The organism is Bradyrhizobium cosmicum, assembly GCF_007290395.2.
Classification (GTDB): Bacteria; Pseudomonadota; Alphaproteobacteria; order Rhizobiales; family Xanthobacteraceae; genus Bradyrhizobium; species Bradyrhizobium cosmicum.
In genome coordinates this window covers 7,187,122-7,201,064 of record NZ_CP041656.2, presented here as the reverse complement: position 1 = coordinate 7,201,064, position 13,943 = coordinate 7,187,122, and the positions used below count along the sequence as shown (strand labels likewise).

Annotated in this window: 11 protein-coding genes; 7 read left to right on the top strand and 4 right to left on the bottom strand. The window is 65.4% G+C overall.

Annotated elements, in window-relative coordinates; translation table 11 throughout:
• Positions 1–31 precede the first annotated feature (31 nt).
• The gene (mutS, locus tag FNV92_RS34255) at positions 32–2,770 is read right to left on the bottom strand and encodes a DNA mismatch repair protein MutS (RefSeq protein WP_143842766.1); all 2,739 of its coding nucleotides are present in this window, start codon (positions 2,768–2,770) and stop codon (positions 32–34) included.
• 216 nt (positions 2,771–2,986) lie between these two features.
• Here mutS and pcaF point away from each other — a divergent pair, with 216 nt between their 5' ends.
• The 5 genes from pcaF (at position 2,987) to FNV92_RS34230 (ending at position 8,864) form a co-directional block, all read left to right on the top strand.
• Entirely contained in the window at positions 2,987–4,195 is a 1,209-nt protein-coding gene (pcaF, locus tag FNV92_RS34250; RefSeq protein WP_143842767.1) for a 3-oxoadipyl-CoA thiolase, read from the top strand.
• 247 nt (positions 4,196–4,442) lie between these two features.
• The gene (pcaH, locus tag FNV92_RS34245) at positions 4,443–5,144 is read left to right on the top strand and encodes a protocatechuate 3,4-dioxygenase subunit beta (protein WP_015689316.1); all 702 of its coding nucleotides are present in this window, start codon (positions 4,443–4,445) and stop codon (positions 5,142–5,144) included.
• Between the two features lie 31 nt (positions 5,145–5,175).
• Entirely contained in the window at positions 5,176–5,766 is a 591-nt protein-coding gene (gene pcaG / locus FNV92_RS34240; RefSeq protein ID WP_143846131.1) for a protocatechuate 3,4-dioxygenase subunit alpha, read from the top strand.
• Between the two features lie 265 nt (positions 5,767–6,031).
• The gene (locus FNV92_RS34235) at positions 6,032–7,723 is read left to right on the top strand and encodes a methyl-accepting chemotaxis protein (protein ID WP_143842768.1); all 1,692 of its coding nucleotides are present in this window, start codon (positions 6,032–6,034) and stop codon (positions 7,721–7,723) included.
• Positions 7,724–7,772: 49 nt separating this feature from the next.
• Positions 7,773–8,864 (top strand): phosphotransferase family protein, encoded by a 1,092-nt coding sequence (locus FNV92_RS34230; protein WP_143842769.1) that lies wholly within the window; start codon positions 7,773–7,775, stop codon positions 8,862–8,864.
• Between the two features lie 224 nt (positions 8,865–9,088).
• Here FNV92_RS34230 and FNV92_RS34225 read toward each other — a convergent pair whose 3' ends face one another.
• The 3 genes from FNV92_RS34225 to FNV92_RS34215 are packed head-to-tail and all read right to left on the bottom strand — an operon-like array spanning position 9,089 to position 12,300.
• Positions 9,089–10,645 carry an MDR family MFS transporter gene (locus tag FNV92_RS34225; protein ID WP_143842770.1) on the bottom strand — a complete coding sequence of 519 codons (1,557 nt, stop codon included), beginning with the start codon at positions 10,643–10,645 and terminating at the stop codon, positions 9,089–9,091.
• A gap of 4 nt (positions 10,646–10,649) precedes the next feature.
• Positions 10,650–11,825: an HlyD family secretion protein gene (locus tag FNV92_RS34220; RefSeq protein ID WP_143842771.1), complete on the bottom strand. Its 1,176-nt coding sequence runs from the start codon at positions 11,823–11,825 to the stop codon at positions 10,650–10,652.
• Positions 11,818–12,300 carry a MarR family winged helix-turn-helix transcriptional regulator gene (locus tag FNV92_RS34215; RefSeq protein WP_143842772.1) on the bottom strand — a complete coding sequence of 161 codons (483 nt, stop codon included), beginning with the start codon at positions 12,298–12,300 and terminating at the stop codon, positions 11,818–11,820. The genes FNV92_RS34220 and FNV92_RS34215 overlap by 8 nt, the downstream gene beginning before the upstream one ends.
• Before the next feature lie 155 nt (positions 12,301–12,455).
• Here FNV92_RS34215 and FNV92_RS34210 point away from each other — a divergent pair, with 155 nt between their 5' ends.
• Positions 12,456–12,950, top strand: a complete 495-nt coding sequence (locus FNV92_RS34210) for a Fur family transcriptional regulator (RefSeq protein ID WP_015689309.1) — start codon at positions 12,456–12,458, stop codon at positions 12,948–12,950.
• Positions 12,951–12,985: 35 nt separating this feature from the next.
• Positions 12,986–13,939 (top strand): DMT family transporter, encoded by a 954-nt coding sequence (locus FNV92_RS34205; RefSeq protein WP_143842773.1) that lies wholly within the window; start codon positions 12,986–12,988, stop codon positions 13,937–13,939.
• The last annotated feature ends 4 nt before the right edge of the window (positions 13,940–13,943 follow it).

Sequence of the window (13,943 nt, the reverse complement as noted above, 5' to 3'; positions counted from 1 at the left end):
CGCGCTTCGCCGTGCCTGCCCTGCGGCGCCGTCACTGTTTCGGCAGCTTGGCCTTCAACGCATACAACGCATCCAGCGCCTCGCGCGGCGACATCTCGTCGGGATGCAGCGCCTTCACGGCGTCCATCAGCAGTTCGGCCTCGCTCGGCGGCGCGGCTTCGGCGGCGGCGCGCGAGGGCACGGCGAACAGCGGCAGGTCGTCGGCGAGCGCGCGGGCGGTCTGGCCGCGGTCTTGTGCCTCCAGCTTTGCCAGCACCGATTTCGCGCGCGTGATCACGGCCGGCGGCAGGCCTGCGAGCTTGGCGACCTGGATACCGTAGGAGCGGTCGGCCGAGCCCGGCAGCACCTCGTGCAGGAACACGACATTGCCCTGCCATTCCTTGACGCGCACGGTCGCGTTGAACATGCGCGGCAGCTTGGCCGAGAGCGCGGTCAGCTCGTGATAATGCGTCGCGAACAGCGTGCGGCAGCGGTTGCTTTCGTGCAGATGTTCGATCGCGGCCCAGGCGATGGAGAGGCCGTCGAAGGTGGCGGTGCCGCGGCCGATCTCGTCGAGGATCACGAGCGCGCGCTCGCCGGCTTGGTTGAGGATTGCGGCGGTCTCGACCATCTCCACCATGAAGGTGGAGCGGCCGCGGGCGAGATCGTCGGCGGCGCCGACGCGCGAGAACAGGCGGTCGATGATGCCGATCCGTGCGCGCGTCGCCGGCACGAAGCTTCCGATCTGCGCCAGCAGCGCGATCAGCGCGTTCTGGCGCAGGAAGGTCGACTTGCCGGCCATATTGGGACCGGTGAGCAACCAGAGCTGGCCGGACTTTTGCGCAGGTCCTGGCGACAGGTCGCAGGCATTGGCGATGAACGGCTCGCCATTGCGCTTCAAGGCCTGCTCCACCACGGGATGGCGGCCGGCCTCGATGGCGAAGCCGAGCGATTCGTCGACTTCCGGCCGCACGTAATTGTCGTCGACCGCGAGCCTGGCCAGCGAGGTCGCGACGTCGAGCAGCGCAAAGGCATGGGCGGCCGCGCGCAGATCGTCGCTGATATCAAGTGCTTTGGCTGAAAGCCGCTCAAAAATCTCGAGCTCGAGCCCGAGCGCGCGGTCGCCGGCGTTGGCGATCTTGGCCTCGATCTCGCCGAGCTCGGATGTGGTGAAGCGCACCTGGCCAGCCAGCGTCTGGCGGTGGATGAAGGTCGTGTTCAACGGCGCCGACATCAGCTTGTCGCCATGCTGTGCGGTGACCTCGACGAAATAGCCGAGCACGTTGTTGTGGCGGATCTTCAGGCCCTTCACACCTGTGTTGTCGGCGTAGCGCGCCTGCATCGAGGCGACCACGAGACGTGAGGCGTCGCGCAGATTCCGGGCTTCGTCCAGCGCGGGCTCGTAGCCCTGGCGGACGAAACCGCCATCGCGCTTGATTAGCGGAAGCTGATCGTCGAGCGCGCGGGCGAATTCGGCTGCAAGCTCGCGCGACGGACGCTGCAGCGCCGCCATGACAGCCTCGATCTCCTGTGGCGGCTGGTCGAGTTCGCCCAGCCGCGCCAGCACCTGGTCGGCGGCGATGATGCCATCGCGCAGGCCGGCGAGGTCGCGCGGGCCGCCGCGACCGACCGAGAGACGGGCCAGCGCCCGCGACATGTCGGGCGCGCCGCGCAGGATGCTGCGGATGTCCTCGCGCGCAGCGGAGTCCGCAACGAAGGCGCTGACCGCATCGAGCCGCCGCGCAATCGCCGGAGCGTCGGTCAGCGGTGCTGCCAGCCGTTGCGCCAGCAGGCGCGAGCCGGCCGAGGTGACGGTGCAGTCGATCGCGTCGAGCAGCGAGCCGCGGCGTTCGCCGGCGAGCGTCCGCGTCAGTTCGAGATTGGCACGTGTCGCCGGATCGATCGCCATGGTCGCGCCGGAGGCCTCGCGTGCGGGCGGCGATAGCGGCGGATGCTTGCCGACCTGGGTGCGGTCGACATAGGTGACTGCGGCGGCCGCGGCGGTCGCTTCCAACCGCGTCAGTTGCGCCAGCCCGTCCATGGTCGCGACCGCGAAATAATCGCACAGCCGCTTCTCGGCGGTGGCACCGTCGAAAACGTCGCGGGTCAGCGGCGTCACCGCCGGCAGCTCGCGCAAGGTCTGGCTCAGCTCATTGTCGCTGTAGAGCGCGTCGGTGACGATCGCCTCGTTCGGATTGATGCGCGCCAGCGTTGCCGCGAGCTCGCCGCCCGAACATTCCATCACCGTGAATTCGGCGGTCGAGATGTCGATCCAGGCGAGCCCGAAGCGGTCGCCGCCGCCGGACGAACGGGCGCGCGCGATCGCCAGCAGATAATTGTTGGCGCGCGCATCGAGCAGCGTGTCCTCGGTCAGCGTGCCCGGCGTGACCAGCCGCACCACGCCGCGGCGCACCACGCTCTTGTTGCCGCGTGCCTTGGCGGCGGCGGGATCCTCGGTCTGCTCGCACACCGCGACCCGATGGCCGGCGGTGATCAGCCGATGCAGATAATCCTCGGAGCGCTCGACCGGTACGCCGCACATCGGGATATCCGCGCCCTGGTGCTTACCGCGCTTGGTCAGCACGATGCCGAGCGTCTTGGAGGCGATCTCGGCGTCCTCGAAGAACAGCTCGTAGAAATCGCCCATCCGGTAGAACAGCAGCAGGCCCTGATGCGCCGCCTTGATCTCGAGGTACTGTTCCATCATCGGCGTGACGCGCGCGGCGGCTTCCGCTGGCGGCGCTGGCGCTTCGTCGGGGGGCGGGACGGGTATCGGCTGTTGCATTGTCATGGGCGGCGCAACCTACAAAATTTCGTCCCGTGCTCCTATCGCTTTGGCCGGGGAGGACGGGTTTTCCACGTTGTCCGCACCGCGGCATGCGCTGCCGGCGTGTGCGGTCCCCGGAACACGCGCGCATCCGTCAATTGACCTGCCGCGGGCGCCCTCCTAAAACTCCGCCGTCATTGAAGAATTCTGGCCGAACCGCGGCATTGAGGGAGAACAACGATGCGTGACGTCTTTATCTGCGATGCCGTGCGGACCCCGATCGGCCGCTTCGGCGGCTCGCTCGCCAAGGTGCGTGCCGACGACCTCGCCGCCGCCCCGATCAAGGCGCTGATGGCCAGGCACCCCAATCTCGACTGGGCGCAGGTGGACGAAGTCTTCTTCGGTTGCGCCAACCAGGCCGGCGAGGACAACCGCAACGTCGCGCGCATGGCACTGCTGCTGGCGGGCCTGCCCGACTCGGTTCCCGGCCAGACCCTGAACCGGCTCTGTGCCTCCGGTCTCGATGCGGTCGGTGCGGCGGGGCGCGCCATCCGTTCCGGCGAGATCGAGCTTGCGATCGCGGGCGGCGTCGAATCCATGACCCGCGCTCCCTTCGTGATGGGCAAGGCGCAGGAAGCTTTTTCGCGCTCCGCCGAAATCTTCGACACCACCATCGGCTGGCGCTTCATCAATCCACTGCTGAAGGCGCAGTACGGCGTGGATGCGATGCCGGAGACCGGGGAGAACGTCGCCGAGGAATTCCAGGTCTCGCGCGCCGATCAGGACGCCTTCGCCATCCGCTCGCAGCAGCGCGCAGGAGCCGCGATCGCCGCCGGATACTTCGCCGAGGAAATCATCCCGATCATTATTCCCGGCGGCAAGGCAGGCCCTGTTACGATCGACAAGGACGAGCATCCGCGCCCTGAGACGACGCTGGAGGCTCTCGCCAAGTTGAAGCCGATCGTGCGCAATCCCGGCACGGTGACCGCCGGCAACGCCTCCGGCGTCAATGACGGAGCCGCCGCGATGATCCTCGCCTCGGAAGCCGCCGTGAAGAAGCATGGCCTCACGCCGCGCGCCCGCATTCTCGGCCTCGCCTCGGCCGGCGTGCCGCCGCGCATCATGGGCATCGGGCCGGTGCCCGCGACCCGCAAGCTGATGGAGCGGCTCGGCAAGAAGATCAGTGACTTCGACCTGATCGAGCTGAACGAGGCCTTCGCCTCGCAGGGTATCGCCTGCATGCGCCAACTCGGCGTCGCCGACGATGCCGATTTCGTCAATCCGCATGGCGGCGCCATCGCGCTCGGCCATCCCCTCGGCATGAGCGGCGCCCGCCTCGCGCTCACCGCCGTGCACGGCCTGGAAAAGCGCGGCGGCAAGCTCGCGCTCGCCACCATGTGCGTCGGCGTCGGCCAGGGCGTTGCGGTTGCGATCGAGAAGCTGAACTGACGGTGTCTCCTCTCCCTCTCCCCGCTTGCGGGGAGAGGGTTGGGGTGAGGGGGAGTCTCCACCAGGACGGCATCAGTTGGACTCGCGGAGAGTCCCCCTCACCCGGAATTCGCTGGCGCAAATTCCGGCCCCTCCCCGCAGGCGGGGAGAGGGAGAGCAAACCCGCTTCCCTAGATTAGTTATATTCTATAATGATTGGCGGAAGCGTTGACCGGCCGGACCGAAATGGCTGGGGAGGAGTTCGCCAATGACATTCATCTACCCCACGGACAGCAACAAGGCGCATCCGCTACCGCTGTCGCCCGAATACAAGAGCTCGATCAAGCGAGCGCCGAACAAGCCGCTGATCCCGATGCGCCACACGCTGTCGGAGCTGACCGGTCCGGTCTATGGTCACGAGACCGTGCGCGACGGCGACAATGATCTCACCACCCAGCACACCGGCGAGCCGATCGGCGAGCGCATCATCGTTCACGGCCATGTGCGCGACGAGGACGGTCGCGGCGTGCCGAACTCGCTGGTCGAGATCTGGCAGGCCAATTCCTGCGGCCGCTACGTCCATGTCCGCGACCAGCACCCGGCGCCGCTCGATCCTAACTTCACGGGCGCGGGCCGCACCGTGAGCGATGCCGCCGGCTACTATCGTTTTGTTACGATCAAGCCCGGCGCCTATCCGTGGGGCAATCATCACAATGCCTGGCGTCCCGCGCACATCCATCTCTCGGTGTTCGGCTATTCCTTCGTCACGCGCCTCGTGACGCAGATGTATTTCCCGAACGACCCGCTGTTCCCGTTCGATCCGATCTTCAACTCGGTGCCGGACGAAAAGGCGCGGGCGCGCATGGTCTCGTCGTTCGATTTGGAGAACACCAAGCCCGAATGGGCGCTGTGCTATCGCTTCGACATCGTGCTGCGCGGCAAGAACGCCACCCCCATGGAGAACCACTAAGGTGCAGGATGCTCTGAAGCCCCAGGATTCTTTGAAGTCCAGCGGGATCACACCGTCGCAGACCGTCGGTCCGTTCTTCAAATACGGCCTGACGCCGAATGGCGAGTACGCCTGGAACGACGCTTTCACCAACTCGACGCTTACGCCTGACGTCACGGGCGATCGTGTCCGCATCGAGGGCCGCGTGTTCGACGGCGACGGCGTCGCCGTGCCTGACGTCATGCTGGAGATCTGGCAGGCGGACGCGCAAGGGCGCTTTGCCGACCCGCAGGACAAGCGCGCGCTGCCGAACGCCAGCTTCCGCGGCTTCGCCCGCTGCGGCACCGACAAGGACGGCCATTATTCCTTCGAGACCGTCAAGCCGGGCACCGTGCCCGATCCCGACGGCAAGCCGCAGGCGCCGCACATCGTTCTTGCGGTGTTCGGCCGCGGCATGCTGCGGCATCTCTACACCCGCATCTATTTCAGCGACGAAGCCGGCAACGCCGCCGATCCCGTGCTGGCGGTGGTGCCCGCCGACCGCCGCGCCACGGTGATCGCGACGCGTGAAGCCGGCAAGCCGGTCTATCGGCTCGACCTGCGCTTGCAGGGCGGCGACGAGACGGTGTTCTTCGACGTCTGAGGCGAGGACATGCCGGCGACATCAGGTCGCCGGCACACGCTTCTCACCGAACGCATGGGCGATCGGCCTGCGTCATATTCGCCGTGCGACACGATCGGCTTTTGCTTCCATGGGTCAGCTTTACTGACTCAAAAACAGGCAGATCGACGCCGATTGCCGTAGTTTTGCGGAGTGCATTGCGCGACGGCGGTTCTATCCCGCAATTCCGCATTTACCACATTGATCTAGAATCACCGCGGTTTCGGCGCGCGACCTGGATCGTTTCATGAAAATTCGCCTTTCGCTGTCTTCCGCGATCATCGCGTTCGGCGTCGCTCTCGCCATCGGCTTCACGGCTGTTGTCCTGACCAGCCTGTACGCGGTGCGTGAGCTCAAGGTCGGCGGGCCTCTCTATGCCGACATCAAGCTCGGCAACGACCTCATCGCGGACATCCTGCCGCCGCCCGAATATGTCATCGAGGCCTATCTCGAAGCGACCCTCGCCATGCGCGAGCCGGACCAGCTGGCGGCTCACAGCGAGCGCCTGGTCCAGCTCCGCAAGGATTACGACGAGCGCAAGGCATTCTGGGTCACGTCAAGCCTGGCCGCCGACCTGAAAACCGCGCTGGTGTCGAAATCGGACGCCGAGGTGCAGAAGTTCTGGAAGCTCCTTTCCGACCAGCTCCTTCCGGCCTTGAAGAACAAGGATATGGCCGCGGCCGAACGCGCCTATGCGCAGGTCAAGGACGCCTACACCGCACATCGCGCCGTCATCGACAGCATCGTCGAGAGCGCCAACAAGCAGAATGCCGACATGGAGAAGCTGGCCGCGGAACGCGACACCTCCATCCTCTACATCCTGCTCGGTGTTTCTGCTGCCGTCCTGGCCTTCATCGCCGCCGGCCTGCTCGGCGTCGCGCTTGGCGTGGTGCGCCCGATCGTGCGCATGACCGGCGCCATGCAGAAGCTAGCGACCGGTGACCTCTCCGCCGACATTCCCTTCGCGCATCGCCAGGACGAGGTCGGCTCGATGGCCGGCGCGCTGCTGGTGTTCAAGGAGGCCGCGGTCGAGAATTCTCGCCTGCGCGAGGAGCAATTGCGGAAGGACCAGGAGGCCGCGACGGCCAAGCGCGGCGCCCTGCACCAGATGGCCGAGACCGTCGAGCGCGAGACCGGCCGCTCCGTCGACACCGCGAGCGCAGCGACGCAAGGGGTGGAACGCGCCGCCTCCAGCCTGTCCGAGATCGCCCGGTCGCTGTCCTCGGAGTCCCAGGCGGTTGCCGCGGCTTCCACCCAAGCGCTCGGCAGCTCGCAGACCGTCTCGGCCGCCGCCGAAGAGCTGAGCGCCTCGATCCGCGAGATTGCCGGCCAAGTCGCGCGGACCAGCACGGTCACCAAATCCGCAGTCGCCGGCCGCGAGCAGGCACGTTCGACCATCCAGGCGCTGGCCGGATCGGTGAAGAAGATCGCCGAGGTCTCCGACCTGATCGGCGGCATCGCCGGCCAGACCAACCTGCTGGCGCTCAACGCCACGATCGAGGCGGCGCGTGCCGGCGAGGCCGGGCGCGGCTTTGCGGTGGTCGCTGCGGAGGTGAAATCGCTGTCCGATCAGACCGCCAAATCCACCGAGGAGATCGGGCGGCTGATTGCGGAGATTCAGGCTTCGACGCAGGCCGCGGTCGATGCCGTCGAGACCATGGGCGGCCACATCGTCGAGATCGACGGCGTGGCGACGTCGGTTGCGGTCGCGATGGAACAGCAGGACGCAGCGACGCGCGAGATCGCGCGGTCGATCTCCGAATCGGCCTCTGCCGCGAAGGAGGTCTCGGCCAAGATCGGCAATGTCAGCCGCGATGCGGCCTCCGTGAACGAGCGCGCCGCGGAGGTGCGACAGACGATTGCGGGCATGGCGGCCAATCTGGAATCGTTGCGGTCCGTCGTGGTCCGGACCGTGCGCGACTCGACCGCCGCCGCTTGAAGCCGGGCATCTGGCCGGCGGCTGGTGCCCGGGGGTGTGATCGTGCAGTATGGCGCGGGACAGGGGCATCGTGACTTTCATGACACCTCCACAACTGCCTGAAGTCGTCGAGCCCGCCCGATTGACGGCGGCGCTGCGCAGGGGCGGCGTGCTGGATGCCGGCGCCGTCCGCGAAGTGAAGGTGCTGCATCAGCGCGACACCGTTGTGTCACACATTGTCCGTCTCGGCCTGCGCTACGTCGGTGACCCCGGCGGCGCCCCCCAATCGCTGATCCTGAAGACGGCGCAAGCGGCTTTCTCCAGGACACCTGCAGATCGCGGCGAGCACGAGGTGGCCTTTTACACGCAGCTCGCGCCGTATATGCCGCCGGGGCTCGTGCCGCGCTGCTTCGACGGACATTTCGACGAGGCGAGCGGGGCCTGGCATCTCCTGCTCGAAGACCTCACCGACAGCCATGAGCTCGCGACCGTGCCGACGCTGCCGCCGTCGCGCCATCAGGCAATGGCTATCGTCACGGCACTGGCGCGCATGCATGCAGTGTGGTGGGATCATCCCAACCTCGGCGAGACCTTCGGCACCTGGGCGAGTCCCGAAGATAGCGCGGCGCGCATGGAGACTTTCGCCGGTCATTATGACCGCTTCGCCGATCAGCTCGGCGATCGCCTCAGTGAGGAACGACGCATACTGTATCGCCGTCTTATCGAGCAGTCGGCCCGGCTGTCGCAGCGCTATCATTCGCGCCGTCATGTCAGCATCGCCCATGGTGACGCCCACACTTGGAACTTCCTGCTGCCTCGCGCCGGAATTGTCGACACCGTGCGTATCTTCGATTTCGACCTTTGGGGCATCAATGTGCCCACCAGCGATCTCGCCTACATGATGGCGATCCAATGGTATCCGGAGCGCCGGCAGGCGCTTGAGCGGGCGCTCCTCAATCGCTACCACGAGACACTGCTCGCACACGGTGTGGCCGGCTACACGCGCGGCGCGCTCGATCAGGATTATCGCTGGTCGGTGCTCTGGCACATCACCAAGCCGGTCTGGCAATGGAGCATCAACCTCCCGCCGGGGATCTGGTGGAACAATCTGGAGCGGGTGATGATGGCGGTCGAGGATCTAGGCTGCGAGGAGCTGTTGTAGCGGGGGGGTGAAGCGCGACGGCGGCTCAGCCACTCCGCTGTCGTCCCCGCCTAGTGCGCAATTGCGCACGGGGGCGGGGATCCATAGCCACAGGGTGACGTTGTAGCGCGAGCTGGCAACTACGAGCCCTCGTCAAACTACTCCCTGTGGCTATGGATCCCGGATCTGCGCTTCGCTTGTCCGGGACGACGAGCGAATATGACGCGACCTCACGAGACCGATAACTACTCCATCACCGCATGTTCCGGCCCGGCCGACTGCTTGCGCAGGGTGGCCTTGGTCGAGCCGATCATCAGGGCGAGCGGGATAGTGCAGAGGATGAAGACCATCACCAGCATGTAGTCGTGCGCGAACGCGATGATCTGCGCCTGCACGCTGACCATCCGGTCGGCCATGGCGCGGCCGGCGTCGGAGGAGAGGTTGATCATGCCGCGCACGTCGGGCATCTGCAGCGCGTGGTTGAAAGGATTGATGTGCTCGGACAGGATTGCGTAGGTCCTGCGCGTGCCCTGCGTCAGCTGCGCGATCACGATGGAGATGCCGACCGAGCTCGCGACGTTGCGCAACAACGTGAGCATCGAGGTGCCGTCGGTGCGCAAGTGGTTCGGCAACGTCAGGAATGCGACCGTCGAGAGCGGCACGAAGACGAGGCCGAAGCCAAAACCCTGGATCACGCTGACGACCACGATTTCCGGCACCTGGGTCTGGTCGGTCCAGCCGGTCATCTGGAACAGCGAGGCTGCGGTCAGCCCGAGGCCGCAGATGATCAGCGTGCGCGCCTCGATCCAGCGCATGATGCGTCCGACCATCATCATCGCGAAGAAGGTGCCGAAGCCGCGACTCGCGAGCAGCCCGCCGGCGGTCATGATGGGATAGCCGATGACGTTTTGCAGATAGGGCGAGGCCAGCGCCATGGTCGAGTACAGCACGAGCCCCATCACCGTCATGAAGATGCAGCCGGTGAGGAAGTTGCGGTCCTTGAACAGGGCGAACTGGATGAAGGGACGCGTGGTCGTGAAGGAATGGGCGAAGAAGTAATAGAAGGCGACGCCCGAGATCACGAACTCTGTCACGATCTCGACCGACTCGAACCAGTCGAGCTGCTCGCCGCGATCGAGCGCAAGCTGGAGTGCGCCGATCCCGATCGCCAGCGCGGCGAAGCCGAACCAGTCGAATTTGAGGTCGGTGTCTTGCTTGGTCTCGTCCATGAAGACGCTGAGTCCGAGCACGGTGATCGCACCGAATGGAATGTTGACGAAGAATACCCAGTGCCAGGAATAGCTTTCGGTCAGCCACGCGCCCAGCGACGGCCCCATGATCGGACCCATCATCACGCCCATACCCCAGATCGACATCGCCTTGGCGCGCTCCTGGAGCGTGTAATAGTCGAGCATGACCGACTGCGACAGCGGCACCAGCGCGGCGCCGAACACGCCCTGCAGCAGTCGGAACAGCACCATCTGGTTGATGTCCTGCGCGAGGCCGCACAGCACGGAGGCCAAGGTGAAGCCGGCCGCGCAGATGATGAAAATGCGCTTGCGCCCAAAGCGGTTCGAGATCCAGCCCACCGGCGCCGTCATGATCGCGGCGGCGACGATGTAGGACGTCAGCACCCAGTTGATCTGGTCCTGCGAGGCCGACAACGTGCCCTGCATGTAGGGTAGCGCAACGTTGGCGATGGTGGTGTCCAGCGCCTGCATGATGGTCGCGGTCATGGCGCAGATCGTCACCATGTTCCGGCGCAGGCCGGGGACCATGAGGGCGGGATTGGACTCCGCCATCGGATCAGTCCTTGTCCTGATCTTTGTCTTGGCTCGCCGTCGCCGACAAGCCGAACAGACCGGCGAGCGAGCGCTTGTGGCCGGTGTCGATGGTGGCATAGACGCTCATGCCGGCCTTCAGCTTCCGGACATATTTGTCGGTCTCGTCGAAATAGATGCGGATCGGCACGCGCTGCACCACCTTGACGAAATTGCCGGTGGCGTTCTGCGGCGGCAGGATCGCGAATTGTGCACCGGTGCCGGGCGAGAGCGAACCGATCTTGCCCTTGAAGATATGGTTCGGGAACGCATCGACCTCGAGCGTGACGGGCTGGCCTTCGGTGACGTAGGTGAGATCGCTCTCCTTTGGATTGGCATCGACCCAGGGATGGGCGACGTCGATGATGGAGAACACCGGCGTGCCGGCGGTGACGTAGCGGCCGAGCTGGATCTGCTCGACCTGCGTTGCCACGCCGCCCATCGGCGCGCGCACCACGGCGTGGTCGAGATTGCGCTCGGCGTTGTCGAGCTTGGATTTGGCCTGGGCGTAAGGCGGGAATTTCTCCAGCGGCAGGTCGCTGTCGCCGAGCAGCTGCGTCTTGGCCGTCGAGATCTGCTGCTTCACGTATTGCGCGATCGAGCCCGATGTCACCAGCGCGTTCGCGGCGTTGTCCAGGTCGAGCTGCGAGCCGTAGTTGTTCTTCACGAGCGCCTGCTTGCGCTCGACGTCGCGCTGCTTCAGGTCGACGCCTTGCTGCGCGAGGTTGAGCATGTCGCCATAGATCTTGATGTTGGCGCGAAGATTGTCATAGGTCGATTGCGCCTGCATGACCTGCGCTTTGGCCTCGTCGACCGCGAGGCGGAACGGCACGGGATCGATCTCGAACAGCTCGTCGCCCTGCTTGACGATCTGGCCCTCCCTCACGACGACCTTCTCGATCTTGCCGGAGATGTCGGGTGTCACCAGCACCTTCTGCGCGCCGACATAGGCGTCGTCAGTGCCGACATAGCGGCCGCCATTGAGATAGAAGGTGATGCCGCCGATGGCGACGATGACGGGCAGCACCACCATCAGCAGGAACCGGCGGTAGCGGCGCAGACCGGCCAGCAGGCGGCGGCGCGGGTTGGTGCCGGCCTTCTTGGTGGGCTTGCCGCTGTCGCTCTTCTGCTCGGGCTGGAACTTGAGGACCTGATCAGCCATAGCGCTGCTCCTTCCGTGCCTGTTCCGCTCCGGATGCCTGGATCGCGTGACGCACGTTTTCCTTGATGGTTTCGAGTTGGGTGAGGAGGCGGTGGGCGTCCGCCGGGCTGATGCCCTCGAGCGCGTTTGCCGTCAGCTCCGACTTCAGGCCGCTCATCCTGCCGAGCAAGGTGCGGCCGGCCTTCTTCAGATAGAGCCGCTTGACGCGGCGGTCCGAAGCGTCGTTGCGGCGCTCGATCCAGTCGCTGTCGCAGAGCTTGTCGATCAGCCGCGTCAGCGTGATCGGCTGCATCTCGAGCAGTTCGGCCAGTTCCGACTGCTTCATGCCCTCGCTGCGCTCGACCTTGGCCAGCACCGCCCACTGGGCGCGGGTAATGCCGAAGCGCGAGGCCTCCTTGTCGGCGTAGACGCGGAGCAACCGGTAGAGCTCACCGAGCGTGAACAGGAAGTTCTGGTCGACGGACCCGCGGGTCATAAGCCTTGTCTCCAATAAGCTCGCATATGATAAGCAAGCTTATGATTATTTCACGGCGGGTTAACGCGATGCTGTCCCGCAGCAAAAGCATGGCTGGCAGCCGCTCGCCGGTCGCGCTTTGGGTTCCCCGGCTGAAATGCTAGAACGTCGATCCCATGACCCTCGCCAAGCCGGCCTTTCCCGCGCCCGACCACGATCACGGCCGCTGCACTGCGGACGCGCTGTCGCATGCCGAGGCGGTTTGTGAGCAGCGTGCGCAGAAATTCACGCCGATCCGCCGCCAAGTGCTGGGGGCTCTGTTGTCGAGCCATCGTCCGCTCGGCGCCTATGAGGTGATCGACGAACTCGCCAAGTCGATGGCGCGGCCAGCGCCGATCACGGTCTACCGCGCTCTCGATTTTTTGATCGCCAACGGCCTCGTGCACCGCATCGAGAGCCGCAACGCCTATCTCGCTTGCGCCGCCCACGACCATGATTCGACCTCTGCAGTCGCTTTCCTGATCTGCGAGCGCTGCGGCCTGGTCGGCGAAATTCCATCAGCCTCGTTCGCGAAAGACCTCAACGCCGCCGCGCGCAGCTCGGGCTTTGCGCCAAAATTGTCCGTGGTCGAGATCACGGGCGTCTGCACCCATTGTCAGAAAACGTCTTAAAGCAACAACGGCGCGAAGCCGGATTTCGGGAAGAGATGTCCTCACCTCAAGCCACGCCGTCCGCCGGTCGCCCCCTCAGTGCTGGCGCCATCGCCCTGATGCTCATGCTGTGCCTGACCTGGGCCTTCAACCAGATCGCGGTGAAGCTGGTGCTTCCGGATATTCCGCCGATGCTCCAGGCGATGTTTCGCTCGATGGGCGCGCTGCCTGTGTTGTTCATCATCGGCAGCCTGCGCGGCGTCAAATTCTTCGAGCGCGACGGCACATGGAAGCCGGGCCTGGTCGCGGGGCTGATGTTCGGCATCGAATTCGTGCTGATCTTTCAGGGGTTGCGCCTGACCTCCGCCTCGCGCGCGGTGGTGTTTCTCTACACCGCGCCGTTCTTCGTCGCGCTCGGCTCCTACCAGGTGCTCGGCGAGCGCCTTGGCAGCACGCAATGGCTTGGACTGGCGATCAGCTTTGCCGGCGTCGCGCTGGCGATCGGCGTGCCGCAGGCCAATGTCGATTCCCACGTCCTGCTCGGCGACCTCATGATCGTCGCCGGCGCCGGATTGTGGGCGGCGACGACGCTGGTCGCCAAGGGCACCAGCCTTCGCTTCGCCGCGCCGGAGAAGGCGCTGGGCTACCAGGTTGCGACCTCGATCCCGATCCTGGGACTGGCGGCGTATCTGTTCGGCGAGACCATCAGCCATACCCCGTCGCCCCAGTCGATCGGCCTGATGGCGTTCCAGGCGATCTGGGTGGTTGGAACCACGTTCACGCTTTGGTTCGCGCTGGTGAAGACCTATTCGGCCAGCAAATTGTCGGCTTTTACCTTTATCACCCCTTTGTTTGGCGTGGTGGGTAGCTATTTCATCATGCACGATCACCTGAGCCTGGCCTTCGGGGCAGCAGCCGTCCTTGTAATTGCTGGGCTTTTTCTGGTTAACCGTCCGAGCCAAACGGCTGCGGCGCCTCGTGATGCATTGCTGAACGTCACCAAAACCTGATATT

What these genes read in the sequence shown, in the direction of transcription:
- mutS (WP_143842766.1), bottom strand. Translation starts at nt 2,770, where the DNA reads ATGACAATGCAACAGCCGATACCCGTCCCGCCCCCCGACGAAGCGCCA.
- pcaF (WP_143842767.1), top strand. Translation starts at nt 2,987, where the DNA reads ATGCGTGACGTCTTTATCTGCGATGCCGTGCGGACCCCGATCGGCCGC.
- pcaH (WP_015689316.1), top strand. Translation starts at nt 4,443, where the DNA reads ATGACATTCATCTACCCCACGGACAGCAACAAGGCGCATCCGCTACCG.
- FNV92_RS34235 (WP_143842768.1), top strand. Translation starts at nt 6,032, where the DNA reads ATGAAAATTCGCCTTTCGCTGTCTTCCGCGATCATCGCGTTCGGCGTC.
- FNV92_RS34230 (WP_143842769.1), top strand. Translation starts at nt 7,773, where the DNA reads ATGGCGCGGGACAGGGGCATCGTGACTTTCATGACACCTCCACAACTG.
- FNV92_RS34225 (WP_143842770.1), bottom strand. Translation starts at nt 10,645, where the DNA reads ATGGCGGAGTCCAATCCCGCCCTCATGGTCCCCGGCCTGCGCCGGAAC.
- FNV92_RS34220 (WP_143842771.1), bottom strand. Translation starts at nt 11,825, where the DNA reads ATGGCTGATCAGGTCCTCAAGTTCCAGCCCGAGCAGAAGAGCGACAGC.
- FNV92_RS34215 (WP_143842772.1), bottom strand. Translation starts at nt 12,300, where the DNA reads ATGACCCGCGGGTCCGTCGACCAGAACTTCCTGTTCACGCTCGGTGAG.
- FNV92_RS34210 (WP_015689309.1), top strand. Translation starts at nt 12,456, where the DNA reads ATGACCCTCGCCAAGCCGGCCTTTCCCGCGCCCGACCACGATCACGGC.
- FNV92_RS34205 (WP_143842773.1), top strand. Translation starts at nt 12,986, where the DNA reads ATGTCCTCACCTCAAGCCACGCCGTCCGCCGGTCGCCCCCTCAGTGCT.